Genomic DNA, 17,424 nt, shown 5'->3' on the forward strand with positions numbered 1-17,424 from the left:
CCTTCCCTCATGGCCGGGAAGGGGAAGGGGGTCTTGGTTCTCCTCTACCTCCTCCTCACCCTCGCCGCCTCCACCGGGGTGGCCCTGCAGCTTTACCTCATGGAGCGGCAGAACCCGGCCCTCAAGGCCGACTGCCGCGCCGCCCAAGAGAAGGTCCAGCATAGCCCCCTCTGCGGCCTGCAGGTGGCCCCGGGCGCGCCCCCCATCGCCCCGCCCGCCCCGCCCCGGCCCCTGCCCTTCCTCGAGGTCCGGGCCCTGGAGGAGGCGGGCCACCCCGCCCCCCCGCCCCGGGCCCTGGCCCCCAGGGCCCCTCCTTCCGCCTTGGCCTAGCGGCGTTGGGATCGGTTCGGGCCAAGGACGAAAGGAGGTGGCCATGCGGGTTAGCGTTTGGACGAGGGAGCTCGCCCTTTATGCGCCCATCCATAGGGCGCTTTCCCGGGCGGGATGGGAAGTTTTCTGGAACATAGACGCGGGTTTTCCCTTGGCGGACCTAAGGCATTGGGCGAAGGGCCGGGTCTGGTTCTGGCCCACCCCTTGGGGGCTTCGGGTTTACGACCCCGGGAAGCTTGCGTTCCTCACCCGAGGGGACGATCCCAGGACCCTTCCCCATGGGCTTTTGGGGCGGGTGGGGCTTAGGCTTTCTCCCCTCGAGGCCCGCCTCCTATGGGCCCTGGGCCAGGGGGTGGCCCCAAGCCCCAAGGCCCTGGCTTCCGTCCTCGGGGCCTCCCGGGACCAGGCCCGGTTCGCCCTCCGAAGCCTCCGCAACAAGATGGGCCTTCCCCTAGGGGACCTCCTCCGCCTCGCCCGGCATCAGGTGGAGGTAGCGGGGCTTCAGGACCACCTTGATCCGCCTCCCGGGCGCCAGGTGGAGCCGCGCCTGCACGTGCCGGGGGAGGAGGAGGGTGAGGGCCAGGGGACCCTGGAAGCGCCCCCGGTAGGCCAGGCCCTGGGGATAGAGGCTTTCCAGTAGGCCCTCCAGGACGTTTTCCGGGGGTGGGGGGAGGTCCTCCCGCACCACGAGGACCTCGGCCGCCCGCACCCCCACGTACACCCGCCCCCCCGGCCGGGCCCAGGGGGGAAGGGGGAGGCGGAGGCGGACGCCTTCCGCCTCCACCCCGCCTTCCACCACCCGGGCGGGGAAGAGGTTCTCATAGCCCAGAAGCCGCGCCGCGCTGGCCGTGCGCGGGGCGGCGAGGACCTCCTCCGGGGGGCCTTCCTGGAGGATCCGGCCCCCCTCGAGGACCACGAGCCAGTCGGCGAGGCTCGCAAGCTCCGGGTCGTGGCTCACCGCTAGGGTGGGCAGGCCCTCCTTGCGGATAAGGTCCACAAGCTCCGCCAGGACCTGGTGCTTGGTGAGGGGGTCCAGGGCGCTCGTGGGCTCGTCCAGGAGGAGGAGTTCGGGCTTGCGGGCCAGGGCCCGGGCCAGGGCCACCCGTTGCCTCTGCCCCCCGGAAAGCTCCCCCGGCCGCTTGTGGGCCTCCCCCAAAAGGCCCACCCGCCCGAGGAGGGCGAGGGCCCTCGCCTTTCGGTCCTTGCCCCTAAGGGGAAAGGCCACGTTCTCCCAGGCGGTCATGTGGGGGAAGAGGGCGAGGTCCTGGGGCAGATAGCCCACGGGGCGCCTTTCCGGGGGAAGGCCGGCGAAGGGGGTGCCCTCTGCGGGGAGGAGGCCCGCCAGGGCCTTGAGGAGGCTGGTCTTGCCCGCCCCGCTTCTTCCCAAGAGCACGGTGAAGCCCTGCACCTGGAAGCGGGCCTCGAGGGGGATGGGCCGGGTCAGCCGGTAGTGGACCTCCAAGCGCGCCACCTCCCTTCCAGGGCCCGCACCAGGGCGAGGAGGAAGAGGCTTAAGCCCAGGAGGACGAGGCTCGCCCGGGCTGCTTCCTCAAAGCGCAGGGCCTGGACCAGGTCGTAGAGGTAGATGCTCACCATCTGGGTCTTCCCGGGGATGGAGCCCCCCACCATCAGGACCACCCCGAACTCCCCCAGGATGTGGGCGAAGGCGAGGAGGGTGCCGGAGAGGAGGCCGGGCCAGACCAGGGGGAGAACCACCCGGGCGAGGATCCGGTGGCGGGGGACCCCCAGGGTGCGGGCCACCTCCAGGAGGTTCGGGTCCAGGCTCAAGAAGGCCTCCCGGTAGGCGGTGAGGGCGAAGGGGAGGCTGAAGAGGACGCTGGCGAAGACCAGGCCCTCAAAGCGAAAGGCCCAGGACACGCCCACAAGCCTCGCCCACGGCCCCTCGGGCCCCAGGAAGAGGAGGAGGTAGAAGCCCAAGACGGTGGGCGGCAGGACGAGGGGGAGGAGGAAGACCGCTTCCAGCAAAGCCTTCCCGGGAAAGCGGCGGAAGGCGAGGAGCCAGGCGAGGGGTGTGCCCCCAAGGAGGAGGATCCCCGAGGCCAGGGCGGCCACCCGAAAGGAGAGGAAGAGGGCGTCCCAGAAGAGGGGGTCCATCACTCCCCTGGCAGCAGGAAGCCGTAGCGCTTGAGGATGGCCCGTCCCTCCGGGGCCGCCACGAAGCGGTGGAAGGCCAGGACCTCGGGCCTCGCCCGCCCCTTGAGCACCACGTAGCCCTGTTCCAGGGCCAGGTGGCTGCCCCAAGGGGCCACCCAGTAGACCCCGGGGCGGGAAAGGCTTTCGTGGACGGCCAGGGGCAGGGCCAGGATCCCGGCGCCCGTGGTGAGGGAAAGCTGGGCAGCCTGGGCGATGTTCTCCCCGTAGACGAACCCAAAACGGGGCTTGCCCGTTTGGAGGGGGGTGGTGTCCCAGTAGGCCTCCACCCCTCCGGTCAGGCGCTCAAAGGGGATCTCCGCCCAGCTTAGGGCGGGGAAGGGCTTGTCCGTCCCGGGCAGGCGGAGGTCCTTACGCCGGAGGAGGCCGTAGCGTTCCAGGAGGGTAAGGGCGGCCCGCCCGTAGGGGGCGTGGACGGGGTTGGCCAGGGCGAGCTGGGTGACCCGGGGGTCCTTGAGGGCCTCGGGCCCCGGCTTTAGACCCAGCCTCCGGTCCAACCAGAGGACCAGGCGCCCCAGGGCGTAAAGCCGCCGGGTGCCCGGCTCCGCCAGCCCCTTTTCCTCCAGGAGCCTGGGGTAGAGGCTATCGGCGGAGAAGAGGAGGTCGGCCTCGAGGCCCTGGATGAGCTGGGCGTAGAGCTTGCCGGAGGAGCCGAAGATGAGCTCCACCTTCGCCCCGGGGTTGGCCCCTTCAAAAGCCCGGGCGACCTCCGCGAGGGCGTACTGGAGGTCCGAGGCCGCCACCACCCGCACCTTTTGGGCGAGGCCGGGGAGGAAGAGGAGGAGAAGGGCCAGCAAGCGTCTTCCCATGCGCACCTCCTTTGCGACCGCGGCAGGCGGCGGGGTTGCCCCCGCCACCCCGGGGCCCGTGGGCCCGGCCCGAAAGGCCCAGGGGGTCTTTCCGGGCTCGGAGGCAAGGCCATCCTACCAAGACCCCTCCCGTGGGCGGGAGGAGGGGCCCACCCCCGTGCGGACGCTTAGAAGAGGGGCTCCTGGCTCACCGCCTTCACCGGGCGCCTCTCCTTGGGCGGGAGGGCGTCCAGGGCCCGCTTGACCTCTTGGATGTCCAGCCAGGTGAGGTGCTTGGGGCTTCCCGGGGCCCGGCTTGGGTTCCTTAGGAGGTAGGCGGGGTGGAACATGGGGAAGACCTTGATCCCGTGCCACTCGTACCACTTTCCCCGCACCTTGGTGATGGAGACCTTCTCCCCCAGGAAGAACTCGGCGGCCACCGCCCCCAAGGGGACGATGATCTGGGGGGCCACGAGCTCAATCTGCTTGAGGAGCCACTTGTCCGTGCAGATCTTGGCCTCGTCGGGAAGGGGGGCGCGGTTCTGGGGGGGGCGGCACTTGACGATGTTGGTGATGTAGACGGTCTCCCTGGGGATGCCGGCGGCCTCGAGGATGCGGTTCAAAAGCTGCCCCGCCTTGCCCACGAAGGGGCGGCCCGTCTTGTCCTCCTCCTCCCCCGGGCCTTCCCCCACGATCATGAGCCTTGCGTCGGGGTTCCCCTCCCCGAAGACCACCCGGGTCCGGCCCTCTGCGAGGCGGCAGGCGGTGCAGTTTTGCGCCTGGGCCTGAAGGAGTTCCAGGGTCATTGCAAGGGCTTCCGGGCCTTGCGGGCCTCCCGGCGGGTCTTGGGGTCCAGGCCGATCATGAGGAAGAAGTTTTCCAGGGCGTTTTCCTGGCCCTTGATCTCGGGGTAGGCGTCCTCCGGGGTGCCGGTGACGAAGGGCAGGGACCTGTAAAGCTCCAAGGCGTACCGGACCACGGCCTCCGGGCCCTCGGCCTCCGCCACCTCCGCCAGCTTGGCGTAGACCTCCCGCCGCGCCTCCGCGTGGCGGCGGAAGACCTCGGGGTTCGGCGTCTCCGGCGCCCTAAGGATGTCCTGCTTGGCGATGCGGCGGTAGTGCTTCAAGCCCCGAACGATCTCCTCCGTGGTCAGCGTGATCTTGAACTCCATGCCCCGCTCCTTTCCGGCCCACGCAGGCCTTGCTCCTTTGCAGGATTATAAGCCTCCTCATGGGGGGCTGCGTATACTTGGAGGGATGGAGGTTTTGGGCCACTATTGGTTGCGCCGGGTGCTGGTGCGCCACGCAACCTTGATCGCCTACGAGGGGCAGGATACCCGCACGGGTATGCCCGTGATGGTGCTCAAAGGGGCCGAGGGGGAGCCTTTGGAGGGAGAAGGCCTCCTGGCCCTGGTGGAACGGACGGAGGGGGGGTGGGTTTTGGACTGGCCCATCGGGGCCGTGCCCCTGAGCCAGTACCTGGGGGTAGCGGACCTGGACCGGCTTAGGGTCTGGGTCCAGGCCTTGGCCAAGACCCTCGCTTCCTTGGCCCAAAAGGGGGTGCGTCACGCCCCCATCCCGGAGCTGGTTTTGGTCAAGGGGAAGCGGGTTTGGCTGGCTGGGGTGGGGGCCAAGGCCTTGGAGGGGGAGCCGGGGCCTGCCCTTTTGCGCCTGGCGGAGGCCTTGGCGGGGGAGAGGTTCCCCCAGTTTCCCCTAAAGGAGGTCCTGGAAAGGGTGGCCCGGGGGGAGGCTCCCCTGGAGGCCCTGCAGGAAGAGGCCGAGGGCCCCAAGGTCCTCGAGGTCCACGCGGAGGCCCCCAAGACCCTCCCCGTGGAGCCCGAGGAGAAGGCCCTTCCCGAGGAGCCCCCCCTGCCCCAAAGCCGCCCCAAGGTGATCCGGATAGAGGAGGATCCCGAGCCCCCCTACCCGGTGGTGGAGCCGCCCCGGCGAAGGGGGCGGGGGATGGGCCTTGGGGTGGTCCTCCTCCTCGCCCTTTTGGGCGTGGCCGCCTACTTCCTGGCCTGGCCGGGGCCCGGGGCCTCCCCCGAGGTCTACACCATGGAGTTCCGCACCGACCCCCCCACCGAGGAAGCGGTGGTGGAGCTCCTGGAAGCCCCCGAGGGCTCCCGCATGGCCCCCGGGGTTCTCCTCACCGCCCCGGGCCGGGTGGAGTTTGACCGCCCGGGGGTCTACCGCCTGCGGATCCGGGTCCCGGGGCGGGAGCCCGTGGACTACCTCCTGGAGGTGCCCGGCCCCCCCCTTACCATCAAGGTACGCTAGGGGCATGACGGGGCCCGTCCTTTACCGCTACCGCTACCTCTTCGCCGGGGAGGCCGCTGGGGAGGGGCGCCTGGAGGTGCGCCCTTGGGGGGAGGGGGTGAGGGCGGTTTTGCAGGCGGAGGTGCGGCTGCCCCTGCCCAAGGTGCGGATCCGCTGGCAGACGGAGACCGACCTCGAGGGCTACTCCCGCTACTTCGCCGAGCGGGTGGAGGGGCGGGAGGTGCGGGTCTTCACCGTGGAGCGCCTGGAGGAGGAGGGGGTGGTCCTGGTGAGCCAGGGGCAGGAGAGCCTGGCCCTGCCCTACCTCACCCCCTACCACGATCCCCTTTCCCTTTTCCTCTACCTCCCCCGGCTTTCCTTGGCGCCGGGGGAGGTGGCCCGCTTTCCCATGCCGGGGGGGCGGGCTTATGTGGAGCGCCTGGCGGACGTGGAGGTGGAGGGGAGGCTTCGCGCCCACTTCCGCCTCCGCCCGGGCCTCTCCCTGGTCCAGCTGGAGGAGGGGCTTCCCGTGCGGGTGGCCCAGCAGGTGGGGGACCACGTGTTTGAAGCGGTTTTGGAGGGCGTGGAAGAGGTTAGGAAGCGCCACCGCTGGGTATAGTGGAGGCATGATCTACCGCGCCGAGGAGGTGAGGGAGCGCTTCGCCCGCCGGGGGCTCGCCTTTGACCCCACGGTGGAGGAGATCGTCCGGGGGATCCTCGAGGCGGTCCGGGAGGAGGGGGACGCCGCCTTGAACCGCCTGAGCCTGGACCTGGACGGCCACCCCGTGGAGGAGATCCCCAAAAGGGCCTGGCGGGAGGCCTACGAGGACCTGGACCCGGACCTCCGGGACGCCTTGGAGACGGCCAAAGAGAGGATTGAGGCCTTCTACCGAGAAGAGGCCCGGGGAGGGTTTTTGAGGGCCGAGGAGGGCGGGGTCTTGGGCCAGCTGGTCCGGCCCCTGGCCCGGGTGGGGGTCTACGTCCCCGGGGGCAGCGCTCCCCTCCTTTCCACCCTCCTCATGACCGTGGTCCCCGCCAAGGTGGCCGGGGTGCGGGAGGTCATCGTGGCAAGCCCCCCCAGGGTCCACCCCGGGATCCTGGCCGCCGCCTGGGTGGCGGGGGCGGACCGGCTTTTCGCCATGGGGGGGGCCCAGGCCATCGCCGCTCTGGCCTACGGCACGGGGCGCGTTCCCCGGGTGGACAAGATCGTGGGCCCGGGGAACGCCTACGTGGTGGCGGCCAAGCGCCTGGTCTACGGGGTGGTGGGCCTAGACGGCCTGGCGGGCCCCACGGAAACCCTCATCGTGGCGGACGGCTCCGCCTCCCCCAGGCTCCTCGCCGCCGACCTCCTGGCCCAGGCGGAGCACGGCCCCGACTCCGAGCCCTGGCTCCTCTCCCCGGACCTGCCCCTTTTGGAGCGGGTGGAGGCGGAGCTTTACCGCCAGCTTCAGGACCTGCCCCGGGCGGAGATCGCCAAAAAGGCCCTGGAGCGGGGGGGGCTCGTCCTCACCCGGGACCTGGAAGAGGCCTTGGAACTCGCCAACCTCTACGCCCCCGAGCACCTCTGCCTGGCCCTGGCCGACCCCCTTCCTTGGCTCGGCCGGGTGGAAAACGCAGGCGGCGTTTTCCTGGGGGAGGGAAGCCCCGAGGCCTTGGGGGACTACATCGCCGGGCCCAGCCACGTGATGCCCACCTCGGGCACCGCCCGCTTCCAGGGGGGGGTGGCGGTGCGGGACTTTCTTAAGGTGATCCCGGTGGTGGGGCTCTCCGAGGGCGCGGCCCGGGAGCTCGCCAAGAAAGGGGCGCTTTTGGCCCGGGCGGAGGGCTTGGAGGGCCACGCCCGTTCCCTGGACCTCAGGCGATGAGGCTTTTCCACGAGCTTTTGGGCCCCCTGGAGCTTCCCGACCGCTTTTTGCGCATCGTCTCCCTGGCCCCGAACCTCACCGACGCCCTCTTCGCCCTGGGGGTGGGGGAAAGGCTTGTGGGCCGGAGCGCCTTTTGCCACCGCCCGGCCCCCGTGCTTTCCCTCCCCGTGGTGGCCTCCTACACCAAGACCCGCACCGAGCTCCTAAAGAGCCTAAAGCCCGACCTCGTCCTCCTCTCCACGGGGGTGCAGCGGGAGCAGGCCCTTAGGCTCAAGGAGGAGGGCTTCCCCGTCTACGCCGTGCCCCTTCCCACGAGCCCCTACGGCATCCTGGAAAACCTCTCCACCCTGGGCCACCTCCTGGACCTGGAGGAAAGGGCCGTGGCCCTGGCCCAGGAGCTTTCGGTCCGCTACGCCGCCCTAAGGGGCCGCTTTGACCTCACCGTCTACTTTGAGATGGACCTGGGCGGGCCCATCACCGTGGGCCGGGGAAGCTACATCGCCCAGGCCCTCTTGCACCTGGGCCTGAAGCCCATCTTCCTGGACGTGCCCCAGGCTTACTTCCCGCCCGACCTGGAGGAGGTCAAGCGCCGGAAGCCCGACCTCTTCCTCTACGAGCCCAAGCCCTGGGGCAAAAACCCTTTGGAGAAGGCCAGGGCCCTGGCGCAAGAAAGGGGCTGGGACCTCCTTGTGGCCGCCACGGACGGGGACGAGCTCGCCCACTACGGGCCCATGTTCTTCGGCTTCCTGGAGAAGCTCGCCCAGAGGGTGGAGGAAACCTTAGCCCAGGCTTAAGGCCGCCCCCCTGGGAATGGGGTAGAGTAAGCCCCATGAGGCGCTACCTCTTTGGCCTGGGCGCGGCCTTGGCCTTGCTTTTGGGGGCCTGCATGCAAAGCCCGCCCCCTCCTTCCTCAGCGGACACCTGCACCCCCACGGCCACGGGGCAGGGCTTCAAGACCCAAGGCCTCGAGGCCTCCTGGACCCTTCCCCAAGGCCTCGGCGACTTCTCCGCCCCCCATGTGCCGGGGGAGCTTTTGGTTGCCGGAGAAGGGCTTTCCCCTCAGGCGCTATCCGTGCGGGTCCAGGGGGTAGAGCCCTTGCGTCGCTTGCGTGGGGGGTCCCTCCTTGTGCGGGTGCCTCCAGGAGAGGAGCGGGCGAAGGCCGAGGCCTTATTGCGGGCGGGGGCCCGGTGGGTGCAGCCCAACTATCTCTACTTCCCTCTCAGGATTCCATCGGACCCCTTGTACCGCTTGCAACAAAAGAGCCAGCTCAACGGCCTTGTGGGTCTGGAAGGGGCTTGGGATTACTCCACGGGCGACGCCAACCTCATCGTGGCCGTGGTGGACACGGGCTACCTGCTTCACCAGGACCTTTCCAGCCGCTGGTACCTCCCGCCCGGGGTGAACCTGGATGTCGCTGACGGGGATCCGGACCCTACCGACGACACCCCTAGCGCCCGGGATACGCAAAACCCCTTTAGCCACGGCCTGGCTGTGGCCTCGGTCCTGGGAGCCGAGACCGATAACCGTCAGTTCATGGCTGGGGTCACCTGGCACGGGAGGCTTCTTCCCCTCAAGGTGGCCCGCTTGGCTGACGGAAGTATTACCACGGCTGACATAAAAGACGCCGTGGACCTTGCGGTCCAGCAGGGGGCAAAGGTGATCAATATCTCCCTGGGACGTCTAAGGCAAGACTCCGAGTTGGAGCAGTCTCTGCGGCAGGCCCGCTCCCAAGGGGTGGTCCTGGTGGCGGCGGCGGGCAACGATGGGGTGGACGGGGTGCTTTATCCCGCTTCCTCCCCGGCGGTGATCGCCGTGGGCTCCGTGAACAACAGCAAGGCCAAGTCCAAGTTCTCCAACTGCGGCCCCGAGCTGGACCTGGTGGCCCCGGGGGAAGGCGTGACCGTGCTTTTCCCGAACGATGACGACGGCCAGGCCAGCGGCACCTCCTTCGCCAGCCCTATGGTGGCCGGTGTGGTGGCCCTCTACATGAGCAAGTACGCCAGCGAGCGCAAGGCCTGGCCCAGCCCGGACCAGGTCTACCAGTGCCTCACCGCCACCGCCGAGGACCTGGGCCCCCCGGGGCACGACACCGGCTACGGCTTCGGCCTCGTCCGGGCCGACCGGGTGATGACCGACACCACCTCCTGCTTCCCCTAATCCGCCTCACCCAAAGGGGGCTACACTAGGTCTTCGTGCGTCGGGTGGCGCTTTTCCTTCTAGCCCTGGCCCTGCTTTTTGGGGTCTGGGCCTTTCCTCTTTTGGGGCCCCTTCTCCGCCAGGGGGCTTTCCCCAACCCTTTTGGCCTCAAGGAGCCCCTGACCCTTCTCGTCTACGGCTCTAGCCCCGAGTATTCCGGCTACCACAAAAGGGCCCCGGAGCGCTTTAGGGGCCTGGCGGATGCCATCCTCCTCGTGCGCCTGGACCCCAAGGCGAACCGGGCGGTGGTCCTCTCCATCCCCCGGGACACCTGGGTGGCCCTGCCGGGGTACGGCTGGCACAAGGTGAACGCCTATAGCCCCTTGGGCGGCCCCGAGCTCATGAAGCAGGCGGTGGAGCAGCTGGTGGGGGTGCGGCCCGAGCGCTACGTGGTGGTGAGCACGGAGGCTTTGCGCAAGGCGGTGGACGCCCTGGGGGGCGTGCGGGTCTGCGTGGAAAAGCCCATGCGCTACCAGGATAGGGCGGCAGGGCTTGCCATAGACTTAAAGCCTGGCTGCCAGGTCTTAAACGGGGAGGAGGCGGAAGGGTACCTCCGCTTCCGCAAGGACGCCCTGGGGGATATCGGCCGCATCCAAAGGCAGCAGGCCTTCTTCCACGCCCTAAGGGAACAGGTCCTCTCCCCGGCGGGGATCTGGCGCCTGCCCCGGGCGGTGGCGGCGGTGGAGCCTTACGTGCGCACCGATCTCACCCGTGAGGAGCGAGGGGCGGTTTTGGGCTTCGCCATGAAGCGGCCCGGGCTTGTGAGCCTCCTCCTTCCCGGCCGCTTTGGGGGTGGGGGCTGGGCGGTGGACCGGGAGGCCTTGGGGAGGCTCTTGGCCCTCTACTTCCAAGGGGAAGCCCTGGGGGAGGAGGCCACCTTGGAGGGCCGGCTCGTGGCCCTGGTCTATGGCCCTGGGCAGGAGGCTTTGGTGGAGGGGGCCAAGGAGAGGCTTCGCGCCTTAGGCCTTAGGGTCCTCCTTCACCCCGTGGACCTGGTTCCCGAGCGCACCGAGGTCCTGGAAAACGGCCCCGGGGCCCTGGCCGAGGCCTTGGGGGAGGCCCTTGGGGTGCCCTACCGGGTTTCGGGGGAGGCGGTCTTGGGGGCGGACCTCACCCTCCGCCTTGGCAGGGAGGGGCTTCCCCGCTAGCATAAGGAAGGTCCGCCGGGGTGGCGGAACGGTAGACGCTGCGGACTTAAAATCCGCTGGGGGGTAACCCCCGTACGGGTTCGAGTCCCGTCCCCGGCACCACTTTCCCTGGGGCTTTCCCGGGGATTTTTGTATGCTTAGCCCCGTGGGCGTGCTCACCCGTTATCTGGAAAGGACCCTGGCTCAGGCCCGCTACGACCTTTTAGGCCCGGGGCGGTTTTCCGCCGAGCTCCCCGAGCTCGGCCTGAAGGTGGAGGCTTCCCACCTCGAGGCTGCCCGGGAGGCCCTCAAGGAGGCCCTGGAGGCCTGGCTGGTGGAAGCCTTGCGCTCGGGGCTCGTGCCCCCGGGGCTTGAGCTCCAGGAAGACCCCGTCCGGGCCCGCTTCTTCGCCCTGGCGGGGGAGATGTGGCGGCTTTTGCGGGAGGCCCCCAAGCCCCTTCCCGAGGCCAAGGAGCCCGCAAAGCCCAAGCGGGCCTTCACCCTGGAGGAGTGGCTGAAGGAGCGGGGCATCCAGCTCTTGCGCAAGCCCGAGCCCGAGGAGGAGGAGAAGGAGCGGGTCCTCACCCGGCTTGCCCTTTACCTGGGGGACCGCTACCCCAGCCTGGAGCGCCTTTACGAGCGGTTAAAGCAGAGCCTCTCCACCAAGCGGCAGTTTGAGCTTTCCCTGAGTGAGGCCCCCCCGGAGGAGATCGCCAACACCACCCAGTTCTGCACCCTCCTCAAGCAGTACGCCCTCCTCACCAGCTACCGCTACAAGAGCGAGGACCGGCTCCTTAGGGCCAAGGCCAGCACCGAGGGCTGGGTGCAGAACTTCCTCACCGGGGGGTGGCTGGAGCGGTACGTGGCGGAGAAGCTTAGGAAGCTCCTCCGCTCCAGAAACCTTCCCCACGAGGTGGCCCAGGGCTACCAGGTGACGCTGCCCAACGGGGAGGCCATGGAGCTGGACGTCTTGGTGCGGGTGGGGGAGCGGGTCTATTGGTTTGAGGCCAAGACCGGGGATTTCCAGGCCCACATCGCCAAGTACGCCGGGCTCAAGAAGGTGCTGGGCCTTTCCGCCCGGGAAAGCTTCCTGGTCCTTTTGGGCATGGACAAGGCCCGAGCCAAGGAACTTTCCGCCCTTCACGGCCTCACCGTGGTCAACCAGGCGAACTTTGTGGAGGCTTTCCAGGAGGTCCTGGAGGCCCATGCTCCGTAAGGTCCTCCTGGTCATGGGGGGGACCCTGGCCTCGAGGGTCCTGGGCCTCGTCCGCCAGGCGGTCTTCAACGCCCTTTACCCCGACGTCCTCAAGGACGCCTTCAACGTGGCCTACCGGGTGCCGAACCTCCTTCGGGAACTCCTGGCGGAAGGGGCGGTGCAAAACGCCCTCATCCCCATCCTGAAAAACCTCCCCCCGGAAGAGGCCCAGGCCTTCGCCCGCCGCTTCGCCGCCTTCCTCCTCGGGGTGAACCTCCTGGTCCTGGGCCTGGGCTACCTGCTCGCCCCTTGGGTGGCGGGGCTTTTGGTGGCGGAGGGAAGCCACCTAAGGGCCCCTGAGGCCTTCGCCCAGGTGGTCTGGCTCACGCGGCTTCTCCTTCCCTTCCTCCTCGGCATCTCCATGGCCGCCCTCTTCTCCGCCTTCCTCCAGGCGGAGGAGCGCTTTTTGCCCTACGCCCTGGGGCCCATCGCCTTCAACCTGGTGGCCATCCTCCTCATGGCCCTCTTCCCCGGGGACCCCACCTTCTTGGGGCTTTCCGTGGCTTTGGGGGGGCTTTTCCAGGCTTTGGTGCAGGTGCCCTTCCTTAGGGGTTTCCGCCTGGAGTGGCGCCTCCACCCCGCCATGGCCACGGCCCTTCTCCGCATGGGGCCCTTCGCCTTCACCACTTCCTTGCGGCAGTTTTTGAACCTGGTCCTCACCCACATCCTCACCCGCTACCCCCCAGCCGCGGTCACCGGTTTTTACAACGCCGAGGTGGTCTTCCAGATGGTCTTAGGCCTCTTCGCTACGAGCCCCGCCATCGCCCTTTTCCCCAGAATGAGCGCCCTAAGGGGAAGCAAGCTCGCCCGCTTTTTGGAAGGCCCCCTCAAGCGGCTTGCCCTCCTTTTGGCCCTCCTTGGGGGGCTCCTTCTGGGCCTTGCCCCTTACGTGGTGGTCCTCCTCTTCGGCCTTTTCGGCCCCTTGACCCCGGAGAACCGGGCCTATAGCGGGGAGGTCCTGGCGGCCATGGGGCTTGCCGTGCTGCCCTGGGGGGTGAACACCCTCCTCCTCCGGGGGCTTTACGCCCTGGGGCGGGTGCGGGAGGCGGTTTTGGCGAGCGCCCTTGTCTTTCTCCTGAACACCCTGGGCTACTGGCTCCTTCGGGACGCCGGGCTTTTCGCCCTGAACCTGGCCACCGCCTTGGCGGGGTGGGTAGGGTTTGGCCTCTACCGTGCGCGGCTTGCCCGGGAGGGGGTGGGGCTTTCCTTCCTTTTGGGCTACCTCCTCCGGGCCTACGGGGCGGGGCTTCTTGCGGCCCTTCCCGGCCTCGCCCTCGCCGGGCGCTTCCCGGCGGCAACTCCCCTCGAGGCCCTCCTCCCCTTGGCCCTGGGCGGGGCGGGGGGGGTTTTGGCCTTCCTGCTTGCGGGGCACTTCCTGGGCCTTCCCCTTAGGGCCCTCCTCCCCAAAGGGCTTTAGAGGGGCCGGGGTCTGAGGGCTAGGACCTCGGCGAGATCGCCCTAACCACCCTGGGCCGCCTCCCGGATGGCCGCCACCGCCTCCGGGTTCTCCAGGGCGGAGAGATCCCCGGGGTCCTGGCCCAAAAAGGCCGCCCGGATCACCCGGCGCATCACCTTGGCGTTTCGGGTCTTGGGAAGGTCGGGGACGAAGAGGACCTTCTCCGGCCTTAGGGGCTTCCCCAAGGCCTCGGCCACCCTTTCCGCCACCTCCTCCGCCAGGGCGGGGCTTGGGGCGAAGCCCGGACGGAGCACGGCGAAGAGGACGATGGCCTCCCCCTTCACCGGGTGGGGCACCCCGATGGCGGCGGCCTCCCTCAGGGCTGGGTGGCGGGTGGCGGCAGTCTCCACCTCCGCCGGCCCCACCCGCTTGCCCGCCACCTTCAGGGTGTCGTCGGAGCGCCCTAGGATGAAGAAGTGCCCCTCCTCGTCCTCCAGGGCCAGGTCCCCGTGGACCCAGACCCCCGGGACCTTGGCGAAGTAGGTCTCCAGGTAGCGGGCCTCGTCCTGCCAGAACCCCTTGGTCATCCCCGGCCAGGGGTTGAGGACGGCGAGCTCCCCCACCTTCCCCCGCACGGGCTTCCCCGCCTCGTCCAAAACCGCCACCCGTATCCCCGGGGCGGGGGCGTTGAAGCCCATGGGCTTGATGGGCCGCACCAAAACGTTGCCCAGGATGCCCCCCGAGACCTCCGTGCCCCCCGAGTAGTTGACGATGGGCAAGGCCTCCTCCCCCACCACCCGGAAGAACCAGAGGTAGGCCTCGAGGTTCCAAGGCTCCCCGGTGGAGCCCAAGACCCTCAGAGAGGAGCGGTCAAAGGCCCGCACGGGCTCTTCCCCGAAGGGGATCAGAGCCCGCACCAGGGTGGGGGAGAGGCCCAGGTGGGTGATGCGGTGGGCCTCCACCATGCGCCAAAGGCGCTCGGGGCCCGGGTGGTCGGGGGCCCCGTCGTAGAGGAAGACCGTGCCCCCAAGGATGAGCCCCCCCAGGATGGCCCAAGGCCCCATCATCCAGCCCAGATCGGTGAACCAGAAGAGCCGGTCCCCCTCCCTCAGGTCAAAGAAGAGGGCCAGGTCCAAGGCCGCCTTCAGGGGGAAGCCCGCGTGGTAGTGGACCGTGCCCTTGGGGCGGCCCGTGGTCCCCGAGGTGTAGATGAGCATAAAGGGGGCCATGCTCTCCATGGCCTCTGGGGGCGGGGCCTCCCCGGAAAGGGCCTCGTAGGCCACCTCCCCCGCCTCCAGGGGCAGGCCGAGCCTTTGGACCACCAGGAGCTTTTCCGTCCCCGAAAGGGCCTGGGTCTTCCGTGCCTCGGGGAGGAGCTCCACCCGCCTGCCCCGCCTGAAAAACCCGTCCTGGACGGCAAGGAGCTTGGCCCCCGCGTCCTTTAGCCGCACCGCCGCCGCCTCGGCGGCGTAGCCCGAGAAGATGGGGATGGCGATGGCCCCAAGCCAGCTTGCCGCGAGAAGAAGGGTGGCGGCCTCGAGGCCCATGGGCATCCAGATCCCCACCCGGTCTTGCCGCCCCACCCCCAGGGCCCTTAGCCCCGCCGCCACCCGGGCCACCTCCCGCCGGAGCTCCTCGTAGGTGAGGGCCCGGAGGTGGCCGTCCTCGGTCTCGTGGATGAGGGCCAAGGCCTCCTTGGGGTGGTCCAAGGCGGCCTCCACCAGGTTTAGCCTCCCCCCCACGAAGAACTTGGGGAAGGGGAAACCCCCCTCTATGGCCTTCCCGTAGGGGGTGCGCCAGGGGAAGGGGAGGTGGTTGAAAAGGGCGCGGTAAAAGTCCTCGGGCGCCTCCACGCTGTAGCGGTGGAAGGCCCCGTAGTCTTCAAAGCCCAGGGCTGCCATGAAGCGGTAAAGCCGCGTCCCTTCGGGCTCCTTGGGGTACCAGACGGGTTCCATCACTTCCTCCAGAAGAAAAACCGCCTGCCCTTGGGCTTCTCGGGGAGGGTTTCCTGGGGCTTTTCCTCTAGAAGCTCCAAGAACGCCCCCACGGAGAGGCGCTCCCCGGGCTTTTTGGCCAGGAGGCCCCTCAGGGCCCGGTCCAGCCTGGGGGGCTGGGCGGTGGGGGGTGGGGGGAGGAGGAGGTGGGCGTTGCGGAGGGCCTCCAAGGTTTTTCCGTGGAAGGGCCTCCGGCCCACCAAAAGCTCGTAGGCCATGACCCCGAAGCTGTAGGCGTCGCTCTTCTCCGAGGGCCTCTCCCCCAAGAAAAGCTCCGGGGCCAGGTAGGGGGGGCTTCCCGCGTACTCGGGGGAGGGGTCCTCCTTGGCCCTCAGGGTCCCCAGGTCCCCGAGCTTGTACCCCCCTTCCCCCACGAAGACGTTGGAGGGCTTCACGTCCTGGTGGAGAAGCCCTTTGCCGTGGAGGAAGACCAGGGCCTCGCCCACCTGGCGGAGGGCCTTGAGGGCCTCCTCCCGGGGGAGGGGGCCCTTTTGCAGCCTCTCCTCCAGGGTCCCTTGGGGGAAGTACTCCAGGGCCAGGAAGGCTTCCTCCCCGAAGGGAACCCCCCAAAGCCCCCGGACCAGGTGGGGGTGGCGGAGGGAGAGGGAGAAGGAGACCTCCCGCCCGAAGCGCTCGGAAAGCCTGGGGTCCTCCCGCACCTCCTTCTTGGGGATCTTCAGGGCGACCCGCTCCCCCTTGGGCCCGAGGGCCAGGTAGACCTGGGCCGTCTGCCCGAGGCCCAGGAGCATCTCCAGCTTGAAGTCCTTGCGGCTTACCCTACTCAAGGACCAAGACCTCTCCCGGCTTCAGGGCGTGCCCCTCCACGCCCTTTTCCCGGGCCTTGGCGGCGAAGGCCTCCCCGTCTTGCTGGATGGGGGGGAGGGTGTTGTAGTGGATGGGCACCACCTTCTTGGGCTTGAGGAGGTCCAGGGCCTTCAGGGCATCCTCGGGGCCCATGGTGAAGTGGTCCCCGATGGGCAAAAAGGCCAGGTCCAGGCCCACCTCGCCGATGAGGCGCATGTCCGAGAAGAGGGCCGTGTCCCCGGCGTGGTAGATGCGCTTGCCCCCAAGCTCCACCACCACCCCCATGGGCATCCCCCCGTAGGTGCCGTCGGGGAAGCTAGAGGAGTGCCAGGCGGGGGTCCACTTGAGCCAGCCCCCCTCAAAGCGGTGGGTGCCGCCGATATTCATGGAGACGCTCTTCGCCCCGTGCTTCTCGGCGTAGGTGGCGATCTCAAAGGTGGAGACCACCACGCCCCCCTTCTTGGAAAGGGCCACGGCGTCCCCGAAGTGGTCCCCGTGGGCGTGGGTGACCAGGATCAGGTCGGCCTCCACCTCCGCCACCGAGGCCGCCGCCAGGGGGTTGCCGGTGAGGAAGGGATCTATGATGACCTTGGTCTTCCCGTCGGAAAGCCAGACCGCCGAGTGGCCAAGATACCGGACTTCCAACATGGACACCTCCTTTAAGGGCCACTATACCGGAGGTCTGGCCCCTTGGGAAAGGGCGCGCTCCAAAAGGAGGAAAAAGACGCCTTCCAGGATGCGGCCAAAGGCCCTCTCCCCCCATTTTTCCCCGGGGGGGAGGGAGAGGCTGAGTTCCAGCTCCAGCACCGCGCCCCCCTCCCCGGGCCAGAGCCGGCCCGCCACCCGGAGGGAGGGGGGTGGGAGGGGGAGGGGCTTAAGGCGGTTTCCCTCCAGCCTCGAGGCGAAGGGAAGCTCCAAAAGGCCCAGTACCGGGTTTTCCTGGCGCAAAACCCCCTTTAACCTTTCCCCTTCCAGGGCAAGCTCCAGGGGGAGGCCGGATAGGCCCGTGAGGGGAAGCCTTAGCCTCATCCCTCCACCCACTCCACCCGGATCCGTCCCGCCTCCAGGAGGCGGCGGGCTTCCAGGTCGGAGACGTTGAGAAGCCGGGGGAGTTCCCCGAAGCGGGGGGTGGCCGAGGCCAGGCCTACCCGCACCACCAAAACCTCCTCCTCCTCGGCCCGGCCGATCCGCCAGACCAGGTGCTGGCCTAAGGTGTCCAAGAGGTCCCGCTCCACCCC

The 17,424-nt window shown here is 69.0% G+C and carries 19 protein-coding genes, 1 tRNA gene and 1 riboswitch; of the genes, 10 read left to right on the forward strand and 10 right to left on the reverse strand.

Features of this window, described 5'->3' with window-relative positions:
• The first annotated feature begins 9 nt into the window (after window positions 1–9).
• Window positions 10–330 carry a hypothetical protein gene (locus IEX93_RS02330; RefSeq protein WP_188846053.1) on the forward strand — a complete coding sequence of 107 codons (321 nt, stop codon included), beginning with the start codon at window positions 10–12 and terminating at the stop codon, window positions 328–330.
• 451 nt (window positions 331–781) lie between these two features.
• On the opposite strand, the gene IEX93_RS02335 is transcribed toward IEX93_RS02330, so the two are convergent.
• From IEX93_RS02335 to IEX93_RS02355, 5 genes are all read right to left on the reverse strand, one after another.
• On the reverse strand, window positions 782–1,801 hold the full coding sequence (locus IEX93_RS02335) for an ABC transporter ATP-binding protein (protein ID WP_188846054.1): 1,020 nt from the start codon (window positions 1,799–1,801) through the stop codon (window positions 782–784).
• Window positions 1,771–2,445 (reverse strand): molybdate ABC transporter permease subunit, encoded by a 675-nt coding sequence (modB, locus tag IEX93_RS02340; RefSeq protein ID WP_188846062.1) that lies wholly within the window; start codon window positions 2,443–2,445, stop codon window positions 1,771–1,773. Before modB ends, IEX93_RS02335 begins: the two co-directional genes overlap by 31 nt.
• Window positions 2,445–3,311: a molybdate ABC transporter substrate-binding protein gene (gene modA / locus IEX93_RS02345; protein ID WP_188846064.1), complete on the reverse strand. Its 867-nt coding sequence runs from the start codon at window positions 3,309–3,311 to the stop codon at window positions 2,445–2,447. The genes modB and modA overlap by 1 nt, the downstream gene beginning before the upstream one ends.
• Window positions 3,302–3,426, reverse strand: a riboswitch (molybdenum cofactor riboswitch). Its footprint overlaps the gene before it by 10 nt.
• 52 nt (window positions 3,427–3,478) lie before the next feature.
• Entirely contained in the window at window positions 3,479–4,096 is a 618-nt protein-coding gene (locus IEX93_RS02350) for a uracil-DNA glycosylase (protein ID WP_188846066.1), read from the reverse strand.
• Window positions 4,093–4,461 (reverse strand): hypothetical protein, encoded by a 369-nt coding sequence (locus tag IEX93_RS02355; protein WP_188846068.1) that lies wholly within the window; start codon window positions 4,459–4,461, stop codon window positions 4,093–4,095. Before IEX93_RS02355 ends, IEX93_RS02350 begins: the two co-directional genes overlap by 4 nt.
• A gap of 85 nt (window positions 4,462–4,546) precedes the next feature.
• Between IEX93_RS02355 and IEX93_RS02360 the strand changes: the two genes are divergently transcribed.
• The 9 genes from IEX93_RS02360 to murJ all read left to right on the forward strand — a co-directional run bounded on the left by IEX93_RS02360 (window position 4,547) and on the right by murJ (window position 13,409).
• Window positions 4,547–5,569: a hypothetical protein gene (locus tag IEX93_RS02360; protein WP_188846071.1), complete on the forward strand. Its 1,023-nt coding sequence runs from the start codon at window positions 4,547–4,549 to the stop codon at window positions 5,567–5,569.
• A 4-nt stretch (window positions 5,570–5,573) separates the two neighbouring features.
• Window positions 5,574–6,167 (forward strand): DUF3108 domain-containing protein, encoded by a 594-nt coding sequence (locus IEX93_RS02365; protein ID WP_188846073.1) that lies wholly within the window; start codon window positions 5,574–5,576, stop codon window positions 6,165–6,167.
• Window positions 6,168–6,174: 7 nt separating this feature from the next.
• Complete coding sequence (gene hisD, locus IEX93_RS02370; protein ID WP_188846074.1) at window positions 6,175–7,413, forward strand: histidinol dehydrogenase; 1,239 nt, start codon at window positions 6,175–6,177, stop codon at window positions 7,411–7,413.
• Window positions 7,410–8,207, forward strand: coding sequence for an ABC transporter substrate-binding protein (locus IEX93_RS02375; protein WP_188846077.1), 798 nt, complete (start codon window positions 7,410–7,412; stop codon window positions 8,205–8,207). Before hisD ends, IEX93_RS02375 begins: the two co-directional genes overlap by 4 nt.
• Before the next feature lie 35 nt (window positions 8,208–8,242).
• Window positions 8,243–9,571, forward strand: a complete 1,329-nt coding sequence (locus IEX93_RS02380) for a S8 family peptidase (protein ID WP_188846078.1) — start codon at window positions 8,243–8,245, stop codon at window positions 9,569–9,571.
• A 35-nt stretch (window positions 9,572–9,606) separates the two neighbouring features.
• Entirely contained in the window at window positions 9,607–10,758 is a 1,152-nt protein-coding gene (locus IEX93_RS02385; protein ID WP_188846080.1) for an LCP family protein, read from the forward strand.
• A gap of 14 nt (window positions 10,759–10,772) precedes the next feature.
• Window positions 10,773–10,860 (forward strand) — tRNA-Leu (locus IEX93_RS02390).
• A 31-nt stretch (window positions 10,861–10,891) separates the two neighbouring features.
• On the forward strand, window positions 10,892–11,953 hold the full coding sequence (locus IEX93_RS02395; protein WP_188846082.1) for a PDDEXK family nuclease: 1,062 nt from the start codon (window positions 10,892–10,894) through the stop codon (window positions 11,951–11,953).
• Entirely contained in the window at window positions 11,943–13,409 is a 1,467-nt protein-coding gene (gene murJ / locus IEX93_RS02400; RefSeq protein WP_188846084.1) for a murein biosynthesis integral membrane protein MurJ, read from the forward strand. Before IEX93_RS02395 ends, murJ begins: the two co-directional genes overlap by 11 nt.
• A gap of 41 nt (window positions 13,410–13,450) precedes the next feature.
• Here murJ and IEX93_RS02405 read toward each other — a convergent pair whose 3' ends face one another.
• From IEX93_RS02405 to IEX93_RS02425, 5 genes are read right to left on the reverse strand one after another with little or no spacing between them, the layout of a single operon-like run.
• The gene (locus IEX93_RS02405; protein ID WP_188846086.1) at window positions 13,451–15,343 is read right to left on the reverse strand and encodes an AMP-binding protein; all 1,893 of its coding nucleotides are present in this window, start codon (window positions 15,341–15,343) and stop codon (window positions 13,451–13,453) included.
• Window positions 15,343–16,131: a serine/threonine-protein kinase gene (locus IEX93_RS02410; protein ID WP_188846216.1), complete on the reverse strand. Its 789-nt coding sequence runs from the start codon at window positions 16,129–16,131 to the stop codon at window positions 15,343–15,345. Before IEX93_RS02410 ends, IEX93_RS02405 begins: the two co-directional genes overlap by 1 nt.
• Window positions 16,132–16,159: 28 nt before the next feature.
• The gene (locus tag IEX93_RS02415) at window positions 16,160–16,834 is read right to left on the reverse strand and encodes a metal-dependent hydrolase (RefSeq protein WP_188846088.1); all 675 of its coding nucleotides are present in this window, start codon (window positions 16,832–16,834) and stop codon (window positions 16,160–16,162) included.
• A gap of 21 nt (window positions 16,835–16,855) precedes the next feature.
• Entirely contained in the window at window positions 16,856–17,215 is a 360-nt protein-coding gene (locus IEX93_RS02420) for a DUF3809 family protein (protein WP_188846090.1), read from the reverse strand.
• The gene (locus IEX93_RS02425) at window positions 17,212–17,421 is read right to left on the reverse strand and encodes a DUF3248 domain-containing protein (protein ID WP_188846092.1); all 210 of its coding nucleotides are present in this window, start codon (window positions 17,419–17,421) and stop codon (window positions 17,212–17,214) included. Before IEX93_RS02425 ends, IEX93_RS02420 begins: the two co-directional genes overlap by 4 nt.
• Between the last annotated feature and the right edge of the window lie 3 nt (window positions 17,422–17,424).

It is taken from the genome of Thermus composti, from assembly GCF_014647535.1.
In the GTDB taxonomy this organism is placed as follows: Bacteria; Deinococcota; Deinococci; order Deinococcales; family Thermaceae; genus Thermus; species Thermus composti.